Source organism: Streptomyces sp. HD (assembly GCF_028369295.1).
Classification (GTDB): Bacteria; Actinomycetota; Actinomycetes; order Streptomycetales; family Streptomycetaceae; genus Streptomyces.
In genome coordinates this window covers 72,698-92,046 of sequence record NZ_JAQMYP010000013.1, presented here as the reverse complement: position 1 = coordinate 92,046, position 19,349 = coordinate 72,698, and the positions used below count along the sequence as shown (strand labels likewise).

General features: G+C 71.9%; 16 protein-coding genes. 12 read left to right on the top strand and 4 right to left on the bottom strand.

The annotated features are described in order from the left end of the window. Window positions 1–87: 87 nt before the first annotated feature. The 6 genes from POF73_RS15270 (at window position 88) to POF73_RS15245 (ending at window position 6,571) form a co-directional block, all read left to right on the top strand. Window positions 88–1,323 (top strand): prenyltransferase/squalene oxidase repeat-containing protein, encoded by a 1,236-nt coding sequence (locus tag POF73_RS15270; protein WP_272115302.1) that lies wholly within the window; start codon window positions 88–90, stop codon window positions 1,321–1,323. Beyond that, window positions 1,320–1,982 (top strand): SCO2322 family protein, encoded by a 663-nt coding sequence (locus POF73_RS15265; RefSeq protein ID WP_272115301.1) that lies wholly within the window; start codon window positions 1,320–1,322, stop codon window positions 1,980–1,982. The genes POF73_RS15270 and POF73_RS15265 overlap by 4 nt, the downstream gene beginning before the upstream one ends. Before the next feature lie 187 nt (window positions 1,983–2,169). Next, window positions 2,170–3,258: an energy-coupling factor transporter transmembrane component T gene (locus tag POF73_RS15260; protein ID WP_272115300.1), complete on the top strand. Its 1,089-nt coding sequence runs from the start codon at window positions 2,170–2,172 to the stop codon at window positions 3,256–3,258. Further along, window positions 3,255–4,940 carry an ABC transporter ATP-binding protein gene (locus POF73_RS15255; protein ID WP_272115299.1) on the top strand — a complete coding sequence of 562 codons (1,686 nt, stop codon included), beginning with the start codon at window positions 3,255–3,257 and terminating at the stop codon, window positions 4,938–4,940. The genes POF73_RS15260 and POF73_RS15255 overlap by 4 nt, the downstream gene beginning before the upstream one ends. Next, window positions 4,937–5,821: an ECF transporter S component gene (locus POF73_RS15250; protein WP_272115298.1), complete on the top strand. Its 885-nt coding sequence runs from the start codon at window positions 4,937–4,939 to the stop codon at window positions 5,819–5,821. Before POF73_RS15255 ends, POF73_RS15250 begins: the two co-directional genes overlap by 4 nt. 336 nt (window positions 5,822–6,157) lie before the next feature. Next, window positions 6,158–6,571, top strand: a complete 414-nt coding sequence (locus POF73_RS15245) for a transglycosylase SLT domain-containing protein (RefSeq protein ID WP_272115297.1) — start codon at window positions 6,158–6,160, stop codon at window positions 6,569–6,571. 196 nt (window positions 6,572–6,767) lie between these two features. Here POF73_RS15245 and POF73_RS15240 read toward each other — a convergent pair whose 3' ends face one another. Further along, window positions 6,768–8,003 (bottom strand): cytochrome P450, encoded by a 1,236-nt coding sequence (locus POF73_RS15240; protein ID WP_272115296.1) that lies wholly within the window; start codon window positions 8,001–8,003, stop codon window positions 6,768–6,770. A gap of 274 nt (window positions 8,004–8,277) precedes the next feature. On the opposite strand from POF73_RS15240, the gene POF73_RS15235 reads away from it, so the two are divergent. After that, a complete protein-coding gene (locus POF73_RS15235) occupies window positions 8,278–9,447 on the top strand; it encodes a steroid 3-ketoacyl-CoA thiolase (RefSeq protein WP_272115295.1) in 1,170 nt (389 codons plus the stop codon). Here the strand turns inward: POF73_RS15235 and POF73_RS15230 are convergent. Both POF73_RS15230 and POF73_RS15225 read right to left on the bottom strand, forming a co-directional pair. Next, on the bottom strand, window positions 9,431–9,631 hold the full coding sequence (locus POF73_RS15230; protein WP_272115294.1) for a DUF397 domain-containing protein: 201 nt from the start codon (window positions 9,629–9,631) through the stop codon (window positions 9,431–9,433). The genes POF73_RS15235 and POF73_RS15230 overlap by 17 nt on opposite strands. Further along, complete coding sequence (locus tag POF73_RS15225) at window positions 9,591–10,439, bottom strand: helix-turn-helix domain-containing protein (protein WP_272115293.1); 849 nt, start codon at window positions 10,437–10,439, stop codon at window positions 9,591–9,593. Before POF73_RS15225 ends, POF73_RS15230 begins: the two co-directional genes overlap by 41 nt. A gap of 196 nt (window positions 10,440–10,635) precedes the next feature. Here POF73_RS15225 and POF73_RS15220 point away from each other — a divergent pair, with 196 nt between their 5' ends. The 3 genes from POF73_RS15220 (at window position 10,636) to POF73_RS15210 (ending at window position 14,867) form a co-directional block, all read left to right on the top strand. Continuing rightward, complete coding sequence (locus POF73_RS15220; protein ID WP_272115292.1) at window positions 10,636–11,079, top strand: hypothetical protein; 444 nt, start codon at window positions 10,636–10,638, stop codon at window positions 11,077–11,079. Beyond that, on the top strand, window positions 11,076–13,145 hold the full coding sequence (locus POF73_RS15215; RefSeq protein WP_272115291.1) for a hypothetical protein: 2,070 nt from the start codon (window positions 11,076–11,078) through the stop codon (window positions 13,143–13,145). The genes POF73_RS15220 and POF73_RS15215 overlap by 4 nt, the downstream gene beginning before the upstream one ends. 81 nt (window positions 13,146–13,226) lie before the next feature. After that, complete coding sequence (locus tag POF73_RS15210) at window positions 13,227–14,867, top strand: hypothetical protein (protein WP_272115290.1); 1,641 nt, start codon at window positions 13,227–13,229, stop codon at window positions 14,865–14,867. Here POF73_RS15210 and POF73_RS15205 read toward each other — a convergent pair. Then, the gene (locus POF73_RS15205; RefSeq protein ID WP_272115289.1) at window positions 14,821–17,049 is read right to left on the bottom strand and encodes a bifunctional glycosyltransferase 87/phosphatase PAP2 family protein; all 2,229 of its coding nucleotides are present in this window, start codon (window positions 17,047–17,049) and stop codon (window positions 14,821–14,823) included. The genes POF73_RS15210 and POF73_RS15205 overlap by 47 nt on opposite strands. Window positions 17,050–17,488: 439 nt before the next feature. On the opposite strand from POF73_RS15205, the gene POF73_RS15200 reads away from it, so the two are divergent. Both POF73_RS15200 and POF73_RS15195 read left to right on the top strand, forming a co-directional pair. Continuing rightward, window positions 17,489–18,583, top strand: coding sequence for a DUF2330 domain-containing protein (locus POF73_RS15200; RefSeq protein ID WP_272115288.1), 1,095 nt, complete (start codon window positions 17,489–17,491; stop codon window positions 18,581–18,583). A gap of 76 nt (window positions 18,584–18,659) precedes the next feature. Further along, complete coding sequence (locus tag POF73_RS15195; protein WP_272115287.1) at window positions 18,660–19,328, top strand: O-methyltransferase; 669 nt, start codon at window positions 18,660–18,662, stop codon at window positions 19,326–19,328. Window positions 19,329–19,349: the final 21 nt, after the last annotated feature.

Below are 19,349 nucleotides of genomic sequence, written 5' to 3'. Positions count from 1 at the left end.
GGCACCGTCGAGGTATACGGAGCCGAGCCGCCCGGGGGTCCTCCCTGTGCTGCCCCGGTTCCCCTTAGGGAAGGGCACCCGCCGATCATGTACGTCCGCCGCAGCGCCGCGGTCCTGGCCGCCGTCACCGTGATCGGCGTCGCGACCCCGGTCGCCCAGGCCGCCACCGCGTCCCCGTCCGCCTCGCTCCCGGCCGGGCTGTACGGCACCACCGACCCGACGTACGACGGTGTCTGGCGCCAGTCGCTCGCCCTGCTCGCCCAGGACACGGTCGGCGTCAAGCCCGCCGCCGCGGCCGTTGACTGGCTGACCGGGCAGCAGTGCGCCAACGGCGCGTTCGCCCCCTTCCGGGCCGACACCGGCAAGGGCTGCGACGCCAAGACAGCCGTCGACACCAACAGCACCGCCGCCGCGGTCCAGGCCCTCGCCGCCCTCGGCGGCCAGGACGCCGCCACCGGCAAGGCGGTCACCTGGCTGAAGTCCGTGCAGAACAAGGACGGCGGCTGGGGCTACTTCCCCGGCGGCCCCAGCGACGCCAACTCCACGTCCTTGGTGGCCGGCGCGCTCACCGCCACGGGCGCCAAGCCGGCGGACGTGGTGAAGGGCGGTAAGTCGCCGTACGACGCCCTGCTGACCTTCGCCCTGCCGTGCGACGCAGCCGGTGGCGGCGCCTTCGCCTTCCAGCCGGACAAGAAGGGCAAGCTCGCGGCCAACGCGGACGCGACGGCCGCCGCCGTGGTCGCCGCGCTCGGCAAGACCCTCACCGGAGCCGCCCCGAAGCCCACCGGCTCCGCCCTCACCTGCAAGGACGCCACCGACCCCGAGCAGGCCGCGCAGAACGGCGCCGCCTACCTCGTCAAGGCCCTGGCGAAGGACGACCACCTCTTGTCGACCATGCCCGGCGCCAAGGACCAGCCCGACTACGGCAACACCGCGGACGCCGTCCTCGCCCTGTCCACGGCCGGCCACGGCGAGAAGGCGGCCGACGCCATGCGCTGGCTCGGCTCCCACTACCAGGAGTGGGCGAAGCAGGCGGGCCCCGCCGCCTACGCCCAGCTGATCCTCGCCGCCGACGGGACCGGCTTCGACGTACGCGACTTCGACGGCACCGGCGACGACCTCGTCAAGCGCCTCAACGCCACCGGCCCGGCCCCCGAGTCCGTCCCCGCCGTCAAGTCGCCCACCGCGAGCGACGAACAGAAGAAGGCCGACGCGGACGACGACAACGGCGTCGGCGTCTGGTGGATCGTCGGCGTCTGCCTGGTCGCGGGCATCGGCGTCGGCTTCCTGCTGAGCGGCCGCAACAAGGGCCGTCGCAAGTGATCCGGCGCGCGCTCGCCACGCTCCTGGCCGCGCTGGTCCTCCTGACCGGCGCGGCCCAGGCCGCCCAGGCGACCGGCTACCGCTACTGGTCCTTCTGGGACCGCGACGGCGACACCTGGGCCTACGCCACCCAGGGCCCCTCCACCGCCCGCCCCTCCGACGGCGACGTCCAGGGCTTCCGGTTCGCGGTGAGCGAGGACTCCAAGGACGCGGCACAGCCGAGGGGCGCCGCCGTGTTCGAGGTGATCTGCGCGCGCACTGCGGCCCAGGACGGCAGGAAGCGGGTGGCGCTGGTCATCGACTTCGGTACGGCGGCGGACGCCCCGTCGGGCGAGACGCCCCCGGCCCGCCGTACGGTATGCGCCCGCGTGGGCGAGGACGCGACCGCGGCAGAGGCCCTCGCCGCGGTGGCCGAGCCCCTGCGCTACGACACCAACGCCCTGCTCTGCGCGATCGCCGACTACCCGGAGAAGGGATGCGGCGAGCAGGTGTCGGGAGCGAGGAAACCGACGGCCGCGGAAGAGTCGACGACCACAGAGGACCAGAACGCCGACTCGGACGACGGCGGCCCTTCGCTGGGCCTGGTGGCCGGAATCGCCGTGGTGACGGTTCTGGGCGCGGCAGGGCTCTGGCAGGCGCGGCGGCGCAGGGATGGCTAGGGGGCTTCTGATGGATCTCCGTGGGAGAAGGAGCGGCGTTCGGTGCGTGCTCTCGGTGTGCCGGGCGGAAGTCCTCGTAGCGGAGCTACCAGGGCTTTCGTCCGGTGCGGCGAGCGGGCGTGCCGGGCGTCGCGACGCCGCGGAGGTCCATCAGAAGCCCCCTGGGGCCTGTCCCGGCCGGGCACACATGCGTACCCGCGATGTGCACCCGGGCGCCTGGTGGCTCTGGTCCCTCGCCCTCGGTACCGCGGCCACCCGCACCACCAACCCGCTCGTCCTGGCCCTGCTCATAGCGACGTCGGCCTATGTGGTGGTGACCTGCCGCCCGCAAGCGCCCTGGGCCCGCTCCTACACCGCCTTCGTCAAGCTCGCCCTGGCCGTCCTCCTCGTCCGCCTCCTCTTCGCGGTGGTCCTGGGCTCCCCCCTCCCCGGCACCCATGTGATCGTCACCCTCCCCGAAGTCCCCCTCCCCGACTGGGCGCAGGGCATCCGCCTCGGCGGCAGGGTCACCGCCGAGACCCTGGTCCACGCCCTCTACGACGGCCTGCGACTCGCCACCCTCCTCATCTGTGTGGGCGCCGCGAACTCGCTCGCCAACCCGGCCCGCCTCCTCAAGTCCCTCCCCGGCGCCCTGTACGAGATGGGCGTCGCGGTGGTCGTCGCCCTCACCTACGCCCCCAGCCTCATCGCCGACGTCCAGCGCCTGCGCGCCGCCCGCCGGCTGCGCGGCCGCCCCGACCGCGGCATCCGCGGCCTCCTGCACGTGGGACTCCCGGTCCTGGAGGGCGCGTTGGAGCGCTCGGTCGCCCTCGCCGCCGCGATGGACGCCCGCGGCTACGGCCGTACCGCCGACGTCCCGCCCCGAGTCCGCCGTACGACCACCGCGCTCACCCTCGGCGGCCTGCTCGGCGTCTGCGCCGGAACGTACGGTCTCCTCACCGCCGAAGGCGGCACCTACGGCCTCCCGGTCCTCCTCGCCGGACTCGCCGCCGCCCTGGCGGGTCTGCGCCTGGGCGGGCGCCGCACCCTGCGCACCCGGTACCGCCCGGACCGCTGGGACGCCCGCGCCTGGCTGATCGCCGGTTCCGGTGCCGCGGCCGCCGCCCTCCTGGCCCTCGCCGCGACCCGCGACCCGGCGGCCCTGCACCCCGGCGTGGTCCCCCTCGTCGCCCCCACCCTCCCCCTGTGGCCCGCGGCAGCCGTCCTCCTCGGCCTGCTCCCGGCCTTCGTCAGCCCCGCACCCCGCCGTCCCGCCGCCCCCAAGGAGCCGTCGTGATCCGCTTCGAGAACGTCTCCGTGACGTACGACGGCGCCACCGAACCCACCGTCCAGGGCGTCGACTTCGAGGTCCCGGAAGGCGAACTGGTGCTGCTGGTCGGCCCGTCGGGGGTCGGCAAGTCGACCGTCCTCGGCGCGGTCAGCGGCCTGGTCCCGCACTTCACCGGCGGCACCCTGCGCGGCCGCGTCACGGTCGCCGGCCGGGACACCCGCACCCACAAGCCGCGCGAACTCGCCGACGTGGTGGGCACGGTGGGCCAGGACCCCCTCTCCCACTTCGTCACGGACACCGTCGAGGACGAACTCGCCTACGGCATGGAGTCCCTGGGCCTCGCCCCCGACGTCATGCGCCGCCGCGTCGAGGAGACCCTCGACCTGCTCGGCCTCACCGACCTCCGCGACCGCCCCATCTCCACCCTCTCCGGCGGCCAGCAGCAACGCGTCGCGATCGGCTCGGTCCTCACCCCCCACCCCAGGGTGCTGGTCCTGGACGAACCGACCTCGGCCCTGGACCCGGCCGCCGCGGAAGAGGTCCTAGCAGTCCTCCAACGCCTGGTCCACGACCTGGGCACGACGGTCCTGATGGCCGAACACCGCCTGGAACGGGTCATCCACTACGCCGACCAGCTCGTCCTGCTGCCCTCCCCCGGCGAAGCACCCGTCCTCGGCACCCCGGCGGAGGTGATGGCCGTGTCCCCGGTGTACCCGCCGGTCGTAGCCCTTGGCCGCCTGGCCGGCTGGTCCCCTCTGCCCCTGACGATCCGAGACGCGCGACGCAAGGCAGCAGACCTACGGCACCGACTTGAGGCACGGGACGAAATCGCCCCAAAGAGGCGCGGGGAACTGCGCGACCAGCCACAACAAACCCGCAGCCGCCAACACTCCACACCCCCCACCCCATTGGGCGAACGAACCACTCACCGCCGATGGTTCAAACGCAGGCGCACCCCCACCACCCCCACCACCCCCCACGCAGCCGAAGTACGAGCCCTGGCCGTGACCCGCGACCACGTCCAGGCCCTCCGCCACATCGACCTGACCGTCGCCCACGGCGAAACCATCGCCGTCATGGGCCGCAACGGCGCGGGAAAATCCACCCTCCTGAACACGCTGGTCGGCCTCACCAAACCCTCCGCGGGCTCGGTCACCCTCGGCGGAGCCGTCGGCCTGGTCCCCCAGGAACCCCGCGACCTCCTCTACGCGGACACCGTCGCCGCCGAGTGCACGACCGCCGACGCCGACGCGAACGCAGCGCCCGGCACCTGCCGCACCCTCGTCTCCGAGCTGCTCCCGGACATCCCCGACGACACCCACCCACGCGACCTCTCCGAGGGCCAGCGGCTGACGCTCGCGCTGGCGGTCGTCCTGACCGCCCGCCCCGCGCTGCTCCTCCTCGACGAACCGACCCGAGGACTCGACTACGCCGCGAAGGCCCGCCTGGTCGCACTGCTGCGCACCCTCGCGGCCGAGGGCCACTCCATCGTCCTGGCCACGCACGACGTGGAGCTGGCCGCCGAGCTCGCCCACCGGGTCGTACTCCTCGCCGACGGCGAGGTGATCGCGGACGGCCCGGCGGCGGACGTGGTGGTCGCCTCCCCCTCCTTCGCCCCGCAGGTGGCCAAGATCCTGGCCCCGCAGAAGTGGCTCACCGTCGCCGAGGTGCGGGAGGCCCTCACATGACCGACCGCCCCACCCCCCACACCCACTCCACTCCCCCGTCCCACTCCACTCCCCCGTCCCGCCCTGTCCCCCAGGCCAGGGCCGTCCGCCTGGGACCCCGCTCGGTCGCCACCCTTCTCCTGGTCAGCGCGGTCGGTGTGGCGGCGATCGGCTGGCCCTTCCTCGCTCCGCCCGCCGCGCAGGTCAGCGCCCATGCCCAGGACGCCCCGTGGCTGTTCACCTGCCTGCTGCTCCTGCTGGTCGCCGTCGTCTCCGCGACGATCGCCGAGTCCGGACTCGGCCCGAAGGCGGTGGCGATGCTGGGCGTGCTGGCGGCGACCGGTGCCGCGCTGCGCCCGCTGGGCGCCGGGACGGCCGGGATCGAGCCGATGTTCTTCCTGATGGTGCTCAGCGGCCGGGTCCTCGGCCCCGGCTTCGGGTTCGTGCTCGGCTCGGTGACGATGTTCGCGTCCGCCCTGCTCACCGGTGGGGTGGGCCCATGGATGCCGTTCCAGATGCTGTCGATGGGCTGGTTCACGATGGGCGCCGGGCTGCTGCCGGGTCCGGACCGGCTGCGCGGCCGGGGTGAGCTGCTGCTGCTGGCCGGCTACGGCTTCCTCGCCGCGTTCGCGTACGGCACGGTGATGAACATGCAGGGCTGGCCGTACCTGCTCGCGGACGGCTCGAACATCGCCCCCGACCCCGACGCCGGGCCCCTGGCCAATCTCGCCCGCTTCGTCGCGTACTGCCTGGCCACCTCGCTCGGCTGGGACCTCGGCAGGGCCGTCGTCACCGCGATCCTCACGCTCACCCTCGGCCCGGCGATCCTCAGGGCGCTGCGCCGGGCCACCCGCCGGGCGGCCTTCGAGAGCCCGGTCACATTCGACGCACCCGCACCGTGAAGCTCCGCGCGCGGACCGTTACGCACCCGGTGAAGCACCCCACATGAGCCAGATCACCTACTACCCACCCTAGTCGGACAAATCAGACGCCATGTGCACGCCAAAATGGCCTCTGACCTGCACATTGAGAGCCACGTCACACAAACGACCTTCCCCCTACTTACGACCACAACTAGCAAAAGGGCTCATTGCGGACACCTTCCCGGGCTGCTTCTCTGGATGACGTCGCACGGCGCCGACGTGCCCCACAGGGCCGCGGCGCCGATGCATGCCCCCGCCTCGCATCGCGTGGTTCCGGCATGCCTGCGGCGCCCTGTCCCCGAAGAAAGGCTCCCCGTGTCCGTGGTTTCCACCTTCCGCCGTCTCTCCGCCCCGAAGAAGGCCCTCGCCGGTGCCGCCCTGGCCGCCGCCACCGCCGGCACCCTGTTCGCCGCCGCCCCCGCGCAGGCCGCGACCTCGACCTCCTCGGCGCAGGCGATCGCGAAGAAGATGATCTCGGACTCGGCCCAGTACCAGTGCTTCTCGAACATCGTCGACCACGAGAGCGACTGGAACGTCAACGCCACCAATTCCTCGTCCGGCGCCTACGGCCTCGTCCAGGCCCTGCCCGGCAACAAGATGGCCTCCGCCGGCTCCGACTGGAAGACCAACCCGGCCACCCAGATCAAGTGGGGCGTGGACTACATGAAGGACCGCTACGGCAGCCCGTGCGGCGCCTGGAACTTCTGGCAGTCGAACGGCTGGTACTGAGCCGACCCCGCCAGACAGGACTGAAGGCGGCGGCCCCCGATCCCCGGGGCCGCCGCCTTCGTGCGTACCGCCTGCGGGTGCGCACACCGACGTCCCGGGGGAGGCAGGAACGGGGCGTAGGGATAGGGGTGCTCCTGCCTCCCTCGGAACGGACCGATGCCGGCCGCGGGCGCCGGCCTGCGGCGTGCGGCATGCTTCAGTCTGCGGCGACCCGGAGCTCCTTCACCCCGTTGATCCACGCCGAGCGCAGGCGGCGCGGGTCACCGGCCAGTCGAAGGCCGGGCATCGCGTCGGCGACGGCGTTGAAGAGGAGGGCGATCTCCAGCACCGCCAGGGACTTGCCCAGGCAGTAGTGGGGGCCTCCGCCGCCGAAGCCGAGATGCGGGTTGGGGTCGCGGGTGATGTCGAAGGCGTCCGGGTTCTCGAAGACCTCGGGATCGTGGTTCGCCGAGGCATAGAAGATGCCTACCCGTTCTCCCTTGTTTATGCGCTTCCCGCCCAATTCCGTGTCCTGTGTGGCGGTTCGCTGGAAGGAGACCACCGGGGTCGCCCAGCGGACGATCTCCTCGGCGGCCGTCTCGGGGCGCTCCCTCTTGTACAGCTCCCACTGCTCGGGGTGGGTGAGGAAGGCGTGCATGCCGTGGGTGATGGCGTTGCGGGTCGTCTCGTTGCCCGCGACCGCCAGCATCAGCACGAAGAACCCGAACTCGTCGGAGCGCAGACTGCCTTCGTCCTCGGCCACCACCAGTGTGCTGACGATGTCCTTCGCCGGGCACTCCTTCCGGTCGGCGGCCATGTTCATGGCGTACGCGATGAGTTCGGTGGCCGACTCCTGGCCGACCTCCTCGGTGATGGCGTACTCGGGATCGTCGTACGCGATCATCTTGTTGGACCAGTCGAAGATCTTGGCCCGGTCGCCCTGCGGGATGCCGATGAGCTCGGCGATGGCCTGGAGGGGCAGTTCGCAGGCGACCTCGGTGACGAAGTCGAAGGGGCCCGAGCGGTCCCGGGCGTTCGCGGCGATCGTCAGGGCCCGCGTCCGCAGGCGCTCCTCCAGGGCGCGGATGGCGCGCGGGGTGAACACGCGCTGGACGATCTGGCGGACCCGGGTGTGCTCGGGCGGGTCCATGTTGAGCAGGATCAGCCGCTGGGCGTCTATCGCGTCGCGCTCTATGTGTTCGTTGAAGCGGATGATCGCGGTGTTGAGGGAGGACGAGAACAACTCCGGGTGCGTCGACACGTACTTGACGTCCGCGTGCCGGGTCACCGCCCAGTAGCCCTCGTCCTGGAACCCGGCCACGTTGCCCGACTGCGGGATCCAGCGGACCGGTTCGGCGCGGCGCAGCTCGGCGAACTCCGGGAGGGGTACGCGGTGGTGCAGCACATCGGGATCGGTGAAGTCGAACCCGTCGGGAAGCGCTGGACAGGGCATGGACAGCTCCTGACGGTCCATCAGCAAGGGTCATCGTGACGGTAGTAACGGGTTCTACAACTGGCAATAGCCGTGAGCGTCCCAGTTCCGCGCACACCCCTTGCAGTGATTGAACCTTCGTCAGCACACTGCAACACAGAACTAGAACGCGTACTAGTTCCGCCTAGGGGGTGTTTTGAAAGTCCCGTGCGGTGCCCGCGCCCGCCGCGGGTGCTGTGCGGGACTTTCAAAACACCCCCTAGTTCAGCAGAGCCCTCGGAGAGGATCCGCACCCATGGCTGCCGAACCCGTGATCGTCGAAGCCGTACGCACCCCCATCGGCAAGCGCGGCGGCGCGCTCGCCAACCTCCATCCCGCCTATCTCCTGGGCGAGACCTACCGCGAACTCCTGGGCCGCACCGGCATCCCCGCCGACTGTGTGGAGCAGATCGTCGGCGGCACGGTGACCCACGCCGGCGAGCAGTCCATGAACCCCGCGCGCACGGCCTGGCTCACCATGGGCCTGCCGTACGAGACGGCGGCGACCACCGTCGACTGTCAGTGCGGCTCCTCGCAGCAGGCCTCACACATGGCGGCCAACATGATCGCGGCGGGCGTCATCGACGTCGGGATCAGCTGCGGCGTCGAGGCGATGTCCCGGGTGCCGCTGGGCTCGGGCTCCAAGCACGGGCCCGGCAAACCCTTCCCCGACGAGTGGAACGTCGATCTGCCCAACCAGTTCGAGGCGGCGGAACGGATCGCCCGCCACCGCGGGCTGACACGGGAGAACGTCGACTCCCTCGGCCTGCTCTCACAGGAGCGGGCCGCCGCCGCCTGGGCCGAGGAACGGTTCAAGAAGGAGACGTTCGCCGTCCAGGTCCCGACGACCGAGGACGAGCAGCGCGCCGGGCAGGGCATGTGGCGCCTGGTCGACAAGGACGAGGGCCTGCGCGACACGTCCATGGAGGCACTGGCGGGCCTGAAGTCCATCATGCCGACGGCCGTCCACACGGCGGGCAACTCGTCACAGATCAGCGACGGCGCGGCGGCCGTCATGTGGGCGTCGAAACGGATGGCGCGGGCGCTGAAGCTGCGGCCGAGGGCGCGGATCGTGGCCCAGGCGCTGGTGGGCGCCGACCCCCACTTCCACCTCGACGGCCCGATCGACGCGACGAAGGCGGTGCTGGGCAAGGCCGGGATGTCGTTGAAGGACATCGACCTCGTGGAGATCAACGAGGCGTTCGCGTCCGTGGTGCTGAGCTGGGCGCAGGTCTTCGAGCAGGACCTGGAGAAGGTGAACGTGAACGGCGGCGCGATCGCACTCGGGCATCCGGTGGGGGCCACCGGGGCCCGGCTGATCACGACCGCGCTGCATGAACTGGAGCGCGCGGACAAGGAGTTCGCGCTGGTGACGATGTGCGCGGGGGGCGGGCTGGCCACCGGCACGATCATTCAGCGGCTGTAGCCCATCGCACGAACGTCGTGAAGGCGGTGGGCCCGAAGGCGAGGATCGGGCCCGCCGAGTTCTTGGAGTCGCGTACGGCGACGGTGACGGGAGCCTCGGCGATCTCCACGCAGTCACCGCTCTGGTCACCGCTGTAGCTGGACTTACGCCACCGGCTCCCCGCCGGAATCCCGGCGCTCTCCATAACGCTCCTCCATCACACGCCGGATCAACTCCGCCGAGTCCTTGAGGGAGAGAGCAGCGGCCTGGAGATGATCGTATCGGAGCGCGCAGTCCTTGACAGTGTCCGGGTTGGCGGTGGGATGCCCGCTGCCGTACCCCTCGGTGTAGACGATCGTCGGATCGCCGGGGACGCGGTAGAGGTTGAACGGGCCTTGCAGCCCCGCGTGCGCTCCGGCCGTGAACGGCAGCACCTGTACGTTGATCCTCGGATTGCGCTCGAAGGACAACAGGCGTTCCAGCTGTCCGCGCATCGTCTCCCGACCGCCGATCTCCTGGTGCAGCGCCGCCTCGCCCAGGATCATCCAGAAGACCGGCGGTTCGTCCTTGTCGAAGATGCGCTGACGGGCGAGCCGCACCTCGGTGCGGTCGTCGAGGTCGGTGTCGTCCAGCACACCGAGCACGGCACGCGCGTACTCCCTGGTCTGCAGGAGTCCGTGCACCATGTGCGTCTGGAAGGTGCAGATCTCGGTCGCCCGCGACTCCAGCTCCGCCACCTGCTGGAACCAGGCCGGAAGTTGACTGCGCATCACCAGCACATACAACCGGGCCAGCAGGCCGTCCGTCTCCAGCGCCATATCCGCCCGCTCGCTGAACGGGAGTGTCGGCAGCTTCCGGGCCGTCTCGATCTGCCCGACCAGCGAGCCGGTGCAGTACACGATCCCCCCGAGCTGCTTCTGGGTCAGCCCGGCGGCCTCGCGGTAGCGGCGCAGCTCGAAGCCGAAGTAGTCCAGTGGCGAGGCGCCCGGATCGAGGGTGTTGATCTGGGTCACGCAGGGGCCCCTCTCTTGCAACTCGGCCCGCCCGGGGACCTGTTGTGTCGGATCGGTGGCCCAGAGTAGTTGTGCGAGATCATCCTCGTACCGCGAACGAATGCATTCGGCCGCCCACCTGCCCGGCGGCTTCCCTCAACTCCCCTCTGTACCATCGCAGTTGTCTCATGATTCGGCGACGGGGAGGTCGGAGACGATGCTGACGGAAGCACTCACGGCGGTGGCGGCGGGCGGCGGCATGGCCGTCGTGCAGGCAGCCGGAACGGATGTCTGGGCATGGTTCCGGACCCGGGGCGCACGGCTCATCGGACGGGGTGACACGGAACGCGAGGGCGAGGCGCTCGACCTCCTGGACCGTACGGCCGCCGCTCTCGCCGACGCCGACGACAGCGAGCGGGAGAACGTACGGGCCCGGCACGCGAGCCTGTGGCAGGGGGAGTTCGCCTCGCTGCTGCAATCCCTCGGGGACGAGGAGCGCGAGCGGGTTGTCGCCGAACTCCGGGCGCTGACGCGGGAGTTCGGCGGCCAGGACAGCTCCGTCGGCGGCGGAGTGCTGTCCGGCGGCACCTTCAACGGCCCGGTCAACGTCCAGACGGGCGACCACAACCACCAGCAGGTCCACTTCGGGTCCGCGGGATGACACACCGCGGATCCGACGACTCCGGCCGGGTGCCCGGCGGCACGTTCAACGGCCCGGTCAGCCTCCAGATCGGCGACGGCAACACCATGGAGGTCCACCACCACGTCGCGGCGAAGTCACCGCTCGACGCGACGGCCGACGAACTGGCCAGGGTGGTCGGCGACCAGTGGCAGGAGGAGGCCGGATTCCGGCGGCTGCTGCAGCCCGCCCCGCTTCCGGTGCGCTGGCGGGTGACCGAACGCAAGGTGGCGGGCCGGCTCGTCGGTGCGACCGCCGAAGGGGCACGCGCCCGGTTCGCCCCCCTGCCCGGCCTCCGGGCCACCGGCCGCGAGGCCCTTCACCAGGGCGGCGGACTGGCCGAGTTGCACGAGGTGTACGGCGGACTGGCCTCGGGCCGTCTGCTCCTGGTGGGCGGGCCGGCCGCGGGCAAGACCGCCGCCGCCGTGCTGCTGCTCCTGGACGCGCTCACCTACCGCGCACGCGCCGCCCCCGAGAACCGGGCCGACATCCCCGTACCGGTGCTGCTGCCGCTGGACGGCTGGGATCCCGCGCAGGAGTCGGCGGTCGAGTGGGCGGCGGGCCGCCTCTGCCGCGAGTACACCCTGTTCCGCGGCAGCGGTGGACGGGAGCTTGCTCGCCGACTGCTGAAGTCGGACCGCATCGCGCTCCTGCTGGACGGGCTGGACGAGGTCACCGGCAAACTGCGGGCCGCCATGGTGAGCGCACTGGAGTCGGCACCCTTCCGGCTGGTGCTGGTCTCCCGGGCCAGGGAGGCCGTACTCACGGCGAAGAAGGCCCGGCTGGCCGGTGCGGTCGCCCTCGAACTGCAGCCCGTCGATCCACGGGAGGCCGCCGAGTACCTGCTCACGCCGCTGCCCGAGCCGACTCCGCCCGCCTGGCGGGCGCTCACCGACCGCGCGGTGGAGGATCCGGACAGCGCGGTGGCACGTGCCCTGTCCAGCCCGCTGGCGATCGCTCTGCTGCGGGACAGCTACCCCGAGGACGGCCCCGTCGACGAGCTGCTCGACGACACCCGTTTCCCCGACGCCCACGCCATCGAGAACCACCTGCTGGACCACGCCGTCGCCGCCGCCTACACTCCCCGGTCCGGACAGCCCCGCCCGCGCCACTCTCCCGAGAGCGCCGAGCGGACCCTGCGCCACCTGGCCGCCAGGCTCACCCGAGAAGGCACCCGTGATCTGCGCTGGTGGTCCATCCCCACCTGGACGGACCGCCGCCCCAGGGCGGTACTGATCGGTGCGCTGGTCGCCCTCGTCTACGGAGCCGTCGGCACCTTTCTGATCCTGCGGGTGATGAGTACCACGTGGGCGTTTCTGCTGGTGCCGCTCGGAGGACTGGCCGGAGGATTCGTGGCCGGCCAGCGGCACTGGTCACTGACCGACGAGCAGTCGCTCCCGAGCGCCGGGTGGCGGGACCTCTTTCCGCCCAGGGCCCTCGGGATCAGCGTCGGGACCTGGCTGTTCGCGGCCAACGTGCTCTGGCTGGGCTCGCACGTCGGCTCGGCGGGTTCGTTGCCCGCCTGGCTGTGCTACCTCACCACTCTGCCGCTCGGGTTCTCCACCATGCTGGCGAGCGGCCGCGGGTCCGGCCTCCTGGTCAGCACGTACCTGGGTTTCGGCTCGGGGCCGGGCAACGACGACCTGCGGGAGAAGCTGAGCCCCCCGCCCGTGGCGGACACACGGTCCGTCGGCCCACGGGACGTCTGGCGGCACCACGCGGTGCTGAGGCTGCTTCTCGGTCTGCTGGTGGGGCTCGCGGTCGCGCTGCTCGTCACGCCGGTGCTGGCGTGGGAGTACGGCGTACTGAACGGCCTCCTGGTCGGTGGCACCGCGGGACTCTGGTGCGCGCTCGTCGCCGGCCCCGCCGGCAACCTGGCCGTCGCCACCGCCCTGAGCGCCGTACAGCTCTCCGCCCGGCAGGGCACTCCCGTACGTCTGGTCTCCTTCCTGGAGGACGCCCGCCGCCGCAATCTGCTGCGCGCGACCGGCCCGGTGTACCAGTTCCGCCACGCCCGCCTGCAGGAACGCCTTTCGCGACCTCGATGAACGGTTCCGTTCGATTCCTCGTCTTCGCAGGTGTCCCGACCGCCGTAGGTGCTCGACGTACTCGAACGGAATCCGCTTCCCGTGGCCTCTGCCGAGCTCACCACCACACGCCCGGAACAGATCCGGCACCCGGCCGGCTCGCGGCGGCCGCGGCTGCACGCGCTCTGGTCCCGCCACCGGGTGCCCCTGCTCGCCACCTTGCCCCTGTTGCCGCTGTACGGGGTGTGGTGGGCGTTCCTGGCCACCGGCGGCGGCGATCTCGCAGCCCAGTACGCATGGGCCGGATTCGCGGCGCGGCACGGTGAGTCGGCGTACAACCTCTTCTGGTACGGCGGTATGCACACCGCCAACTACAGCCTGATATCCCCGTATCTGATGGCCGCGCTCGGCGTCCGCGCCGTGACCGTCGTCTCCGGTCTGGCCGCCTCCTGGCTGGCGGCCGTACTGATGGGACGGGCGGGACTGCGAAGACCCCTCGGCCCGGCCCTGCTGGCGTCCTTCGCCCTGTGGTGCAACGTGGCCTCCGGCCGCACCACCTTCGCGCTCGGCGTCGCCTTCGGACTCGCCGCGTGTCTGATGCTCACCCGGGAGAGTCGGGTCGTCCTCGCCGCCGCCTACGCCGCCCTCGCGACCATGGCCAGCCCGGTGGCAGGGCTGTTCGTGGCGGTCGTGGGGGCCGCCTTCCTCCTCACCCGCGATCTCCCCCGCGCCCTCGCCCTGCTCCTCCCGCCCGCGCTCACCGTCGGCGCGACCACGCTCCTCTTCCCCTTCAAGGGCGAGCAGCCGATGTTCGCCGACCGGATCTGGCAGCCGGCCCTCCTCGGCCTCGCCGTCACCGTCCTCGCCCCCCGCACCTGGCGCGTCGCCCGCTGGAGCGGTGTCGTCTACGCGGCCGGGACCGTCCTGACGTACCTCGTCCCCTCCCCCGTCGGCACGAACGTCGAGCGCTTCGCCGAGCTGTTCGCCCCCGCCGCCCTCCTCGCCGTCCTGCTGGCCCAGCCACGCCTCACCAGGTTCCGCCGAGCCCTGCTCATAGCCACGCTCGTCCTCTCCGTCGGCTGGGTCGGCAAGAAGACCGTCAGCGACCTGCGTGTCTCCACGACCGTGCCCGCCTGGGCCGCCGAGCCCCACGGAGTGATCCGCGCCCTGGACCGGCTCGGCGCCGACCGCACCCGCGTCGAGGTCGTCCCGGCCCGCAACCACCGCGAGGCCAGCGCGCTCGCCCCGCATGTCAACATGGCCCGCGGCTGGAACCGGCAGCTCGACGTGGAGCGGGCCCGGCTGTTCTACGACGGGTCGCTCTCCCCCGCCGTCTACCGGGCGTGGCTGGACCGCTGGGCCGTCGGGTTCGTGGTCCTGCCGTCGGCCAAGCCCGACGGGCCCGCCAAGGACGAGGCCCGGCTCATACGCGAGGACCGGCCCGACTGGCTGGAGCCCGTGTGGCAGGACACGCACTGGCAGGTCTTCCGGGTGCGGGACGCCGTACCGCTGGTGTCGGCGCCCGCGAGCGTCGTGTCGGCGTCCGGCGCCGACGTCGTCGTACGCATGCCCCGGGCCGGGACCGCCACCGTGCGCGTCGCCCACTCGCCGTGGCTGCACGTGGACGGCGGCGCCTGTCTCGCCCCGCAGGGCGAGTTCACCCGGCTCACCGTCGCCGCCCCCGGCGAGTACCGGATCAGCTCGGAGTTCGGTCCTTCATCGGGGCTGGGGAGTCGCTGCTGACCGCGTCCTTCTCCGCCTGCGCCGTGACGGCCTTCGCGCGCGGGCCCTGGAGCAGGTACGTCATCCCGAAACCGGCGGCCACGACCATCGCCCCGCCCACCGCGTCCAGCACCCAGTGATTGCCGGTGACGACGATCGCGGCGACCGTGAGGAGGGGGTGCAGCAGGCCCAGGGCCTTCATCCACCACCTCGGGGCGAGGATCAGAATCACCAGACCGCACCACAGGGACCAGCCGAAGTGCAGGGACGGCATCGCCGCGTACTGGTTGGTGAGTTCGGTGAGGGTGCCGTAGTCGGGCTTGGTGAAGTCCTGCCGGCCGTGGACCGTGTCGATGAACCCCAGGCCCGGCATCAGGCGGGGCGGGGCGAGCGGATACAGCCAGAAGCCGACCAGGGCGAACACCGTCGCGAAACCGATCGCGGAGCGGGTCCAGCGGTAGTCGACCGGACGGCGCCAGTACAGGACGGCGAGAATCGTGAGCGGGACGCCGAAGTGGAACGACTCGTAGTAGAAGTCGAAGAAGTTCCGCAGCCAGTCGACCTGCACGACGGCGTGGTTGGCCCAGTGCTCGACGTCGATGTGCAGGGCGCGTTCGATGGAGTGGATCTGCGCGCCGTGCTGCTCGGCGGTGACCCGGCCGGCCGAGTTGGAACCGCCGGCCGCGGCGAGGCGGATCTGGGCGTAGGCGTAGTAGGTGACCCGGATCAGCAGCAGCTCGAAGAGCAGGTTGGGGCGGCTGATCACCCGGCGCAGGAACGGCACCAGCGGGATGTGCCGGAACCGGGCCGGGACCCGGTCCGCGTACCGGGTCGGGACGGGCGTCTGCCAGTACGGCGAGGTGCGGGACAGGAACGGGACGACGGCCGCGGTGGCGAGCGCGGCGAGCAGGACGAGATCGGCGCGCAGGGGATGGAGGAGCGCCTTGTCCGGCACCATCATCTTCGCCGGCAGGGTCATGACCAGGACGACGGCGATCGGCCAGACGTACCGGTCGGAGGCCCGTTTGCCGACCTGGCCGACGACCGCGAGCAGCACCCACAGCAGCTGGTGCTGCCAGGCGGTCGGGGAGACGACGATCGCCGCGCAGCCGGTGATCGCGACGGCGAGGAGGAGCTGCCCGTCGTGGGCGTAGCGCACCGCGCGGCGCAGCGCGAGGACGGCGACGGCGGCGCCGAGGACCAGGAAGAGGCCGATCTCCAGCGGGCCGGTCAGCCCGAGCCGCAGCAGGGCGCCGTGCAGGGACTGGTTGGCGAGGTCGTCGGCGCGCCCGCCGAGGCCGACGCCGGCCATGTGGTGCACCCAGTAGGTGTACGAGTCGTTCGGCATCGCCGCCCAGGCGAGCACCGTGGACCCGGCGAAGGTGGCCCCCGTGGCGAGCGCGGCCCGGCGGCGGCCGGTGAACCACAGCAGCGGGGCGAACAGCAGCAGCGTCGGCTGGAGGGCGGCCGCGAGCCCGATGAGGACACCGCTGGCCCGCTCCCCGCGCACGGCGAAGCAGCCGAGCAGGACCAGCAGCACCGGCATGATGCTGGTCTGGCCGAGGTAGAGGGTGTTGCGCACCGGCAGCGACAGCATCAGCAGGCTGATCGCGACGGGCGCGGTCAGGGGGTGCTGTGCGAGTCCAGTGCGGTGCCCTCGGTGTTCGGTGCGTGCCCTCGGCGTGCCGGACGAAGGCCCTCGTAGCGGAGCTACTTGGGCCTTCGGCCGGTGCGGCGAGGGTGCGTGCCGGGCGCCGCGGGTGCTGTGCTGGACTCGCACAGCACCCCCCAGCAGCGAGGCGCGCCGGCTGACCGGCTGGGGCAGGGCGCGGGCGGCGACCAGGCCGAGGGCGACGACGAGCAGCAGGGTGCCGAAGGTCCAGCCCCAGCCGAGGGCCTGCTCGGCGGCGCGGGTCAGCGGCTTGAGGACGAGTCCGCCGAACGGGGTACCGGTGAACTGCGTCGAGTCGTACAGCGATCCCTTCACATGCAGGACACCGGCCGGGCCGACCCAGGTCTCCAGATCCGTCAGCCGCTCCCCGCGCGGGGTACCGAGAACGACGGCCACCTGCCGTACGGCGAGGATCGCTACGACCATCCACAGGCCGAGCCGGGTCACCCGCAGGCGTGCCTGGACCGCGCCGACGGCGGTGGCTCCACCGAGCGCCTCCGCCGATCGCCCACCGTGCTCCGCTTTCGCCACGCCTCGTCGGCCTCCCGCCCCGCCTCGACCCGCTCGTCACCGGCGCCAGGAATCCTGTCGAACCCTCTGCGCCCGAACCGCCCGTCGGACAGACGCAGGCAACCCCCGATTCACCTGTCGTCCGCTCTCCTTTTGTCCGGATGACGATAGTCCGGGACCGGTCCGCTCGCCTCCGGGGGGGTGGCCGCCAGGGGGCCGCCGTCTGCCTCGAAGGCCGGCACGGGGGGGGCGGGATCGATCACATCCCGGAACGCGGCCCCCGGAACCGGATCATCCGCCGTACCGTCTGAAGCCCTGGCGTCGGCACGGGTTGAGGGGGCTCGCGGGAATGGAGGGGCTGCGCGCGATGGCGGATTTACTGCGGAAGGGACGGAGGGATCGGGGGAGACGGAAGGGAACGAAGGGACCCCGGAGGGGAGCTCTCACCGTCGCCCTGGCGTTGTTCGCGCTCCAGCTCGGCCAGCTCGCGGCGCCCGCGTGGGCGTGCGGCTGCGGGGCCATGGTGCCCGGCGACGAGCGGCGTGTGAGTGTCGGCCGTGAGGAGTCCGTGGTCCGCTGGGACGGGGTGCGGGAGCAGATCGTGATGCGGCTGACGGTCGGCGGCGACGCCGAGCGCGTCGCGTGGATCATGCCGGTGCCGAGCCGCGCGACGGTCCGCCTCGGCGACCCCGAGCTCTTCGACGAACTGCACGACATCACCGCCCCCGTGCACCGCGAACGCCACCATTTCTGGCCCCAGGACGGCGACTGGCCCCTGGTCACCGGCGACGGCATGGCAGGTGGCCCGCCCCGGTCCGGGCTCGGCGCCGAACCCCCCGTGGACGTCGTCGGCCGACAGCGCCTGGGCCCTTTCGACGTGGCCCGCCTGACGGCCACCGACCCCGGTGCCCTGGACCGCTGGCTGGACGGCAACGGCTTCGCCCTGCCGAAGGGCCTGACCGGAGCCCTACGGCCGTACGTCCAAAAGCGCTGGGAGTACGTGGCCGTGAAGCTGACCCCCGGATCCGCCACCGCCACCACGGCAACGGCCCTCACCGGCACCCTGGACCCCCTGCACCTCACCTTCCGCACCGACGAGCCGGTCTACCCGATGCGCCTGTCGCGCCTGGCCGACACCCCCCAGTCCCTGGGTCTGTACGTCCTGGCCGCGCACCGCATGGAGCCCACGACCGGGATCGGCGGCGAACGCCCCCGGATCACCTACGCCGGACGGCTGAAGGCGAGAACCGGACCACTCGCAGCCCTGTCGGCAGGCGGCAGCACCCCGTTCCTCACGGCGATCGGGCAGGAGTTCCCGTACCCGGAGCGCATCTCCGGCGACCACGTACTGCGCCGCGCACCGGCCGACGACACCTTCCAGCAGGTGATCTACGAGGACCGGCTGCGCACGGTGGCCGGCATCCCGGCATGGCTGCTGACGGTGACCGGCGGGCTCGCCCTGGCCGTGGCAGCGGCGGGCGCGTTGGCCGTACGGCGCTCCCGGCGGCCGGAATCACCCCCCGCACCGGCCGAGCCACCTGCGCCGATCGCCTGAATCCACCATCCTGGGAATCATTGCCGGGGAACACGGGTAGTTAGGGCATCTAACTAGCTATACGAAAGGTAAGGCGATGAGCGAGTCGCAGGTCTGGGACGACGTCGACGAGTACTTCTCCACCCACCTCGCGCCCGACGACGACGCCCTCCAGGCGGCCCTGCGCGACAGCGAGGCGGCGGAGCTCCCGATGATCAGCGTCACCGGCGCCCAGGGCAAGCTCCTCCAGCTCCTCGCCGAGATCCAGGGCGCCCGGAACATCCTGGAGATCGGCACCCTCGGCGGCTACAGCACCATCTGGCTGGCCCGCGCCCTGCCCGCCGACGGCCGTCTGATCTCGCTGGAGTACGACCCCAAGTACGCCGAGGTGGCAACCCGCAACATCGCGCGGGCCGGCCTGGACAAGGTGGTCGAGGTGCGGGTGGGCCCGGCCCTGGAGTCCCTGCCCAAGCTGGCCGACGAGAACCCGGCCCCCTTCGACCTGGTCTTCATCGACGCCGACAAGGCCAACAACCCGCACTACGTCGACTGGGCCCTCCGGCTCACCAGCACCGGCAGCCTGATCATCGTCGACAACGTGGTGCGCGGCGGCCGGGTCACCGACCCCGACAGCACCGCGCCGGACGTCCGGGGCACCCGCGCCGCCATCGAACTGATCGGCAGCCACCCGAGGTTGAGCGGTACGGCGATCCAGACGGTGGGCAGCAAGGGCTACGACGGTTTCGCACTGGCCCGCGTGCTGTGAGTCACCGCGGGCCGGGGAGCC

Coding starts and splice junctions, on each gene's coding strand:
- POF73_RS15270 (WP_272115302.1), top strand. CDS start 88: ATGTACGTCCGCCGCAGCGCCGCGGTCCTGGCCGCCGTCACCGTGATC.
- POF73_RS15260 (WP_272115300.1), top strand. CDS start 2,170: ATGCGTACCCGCGATGTGCACCCGGGCGCCTGGTGGCTCTGGTCCCTC.
- POF73_RS15250 (WP_272115298.1), top strand. CDS start 4,937: ATGACCGACCGCCCCACCCCCCACACCCACTCCACTCCCCCGTCCCAC.
- POF73_RS15240 (WP_272115296.1), bottom strand. CDS start 8,003: ATGCCCTGTCCAGCGCTTCCCGACGGGTTCGACTTCACCGATCCCGAT.
- POF73_RS15235 (WP_272115295.1), top strand. CDS start 8,278: ATGGCTGCCGAACCCGTGATCGTCGAAGCCGTACGCACCCCCATCGGC.
- POF73_RS15230 (WP_272115294.1), bottom strand. CDS start 9,631: ATGGAGAGCGCCGGGATTCCGGCGGGGAGCCGGTGGCGTAAGTCCAGC.
- POF73_RS15220 (WP_272115292.1), top strand. CDS start 10,636: ATGCTGACGGAAGCACTCACGGCGGTGGCGGCGGGCGGCGGCATGGCC.
- POF73_RS15215 (WP_272115291.1), top strand. CDS start 11,076: ATGACACACCGCGGATCCGACGACTCCGGCCGGGTGCCCGGCGGCACG.
- POF73_RS15195 (WP_272115287.1), top strand. CDS start 18,660: ATGAGCGAGTCGCAGGTCTGGGACGACGTCGACGAGTACTTCTCCACC.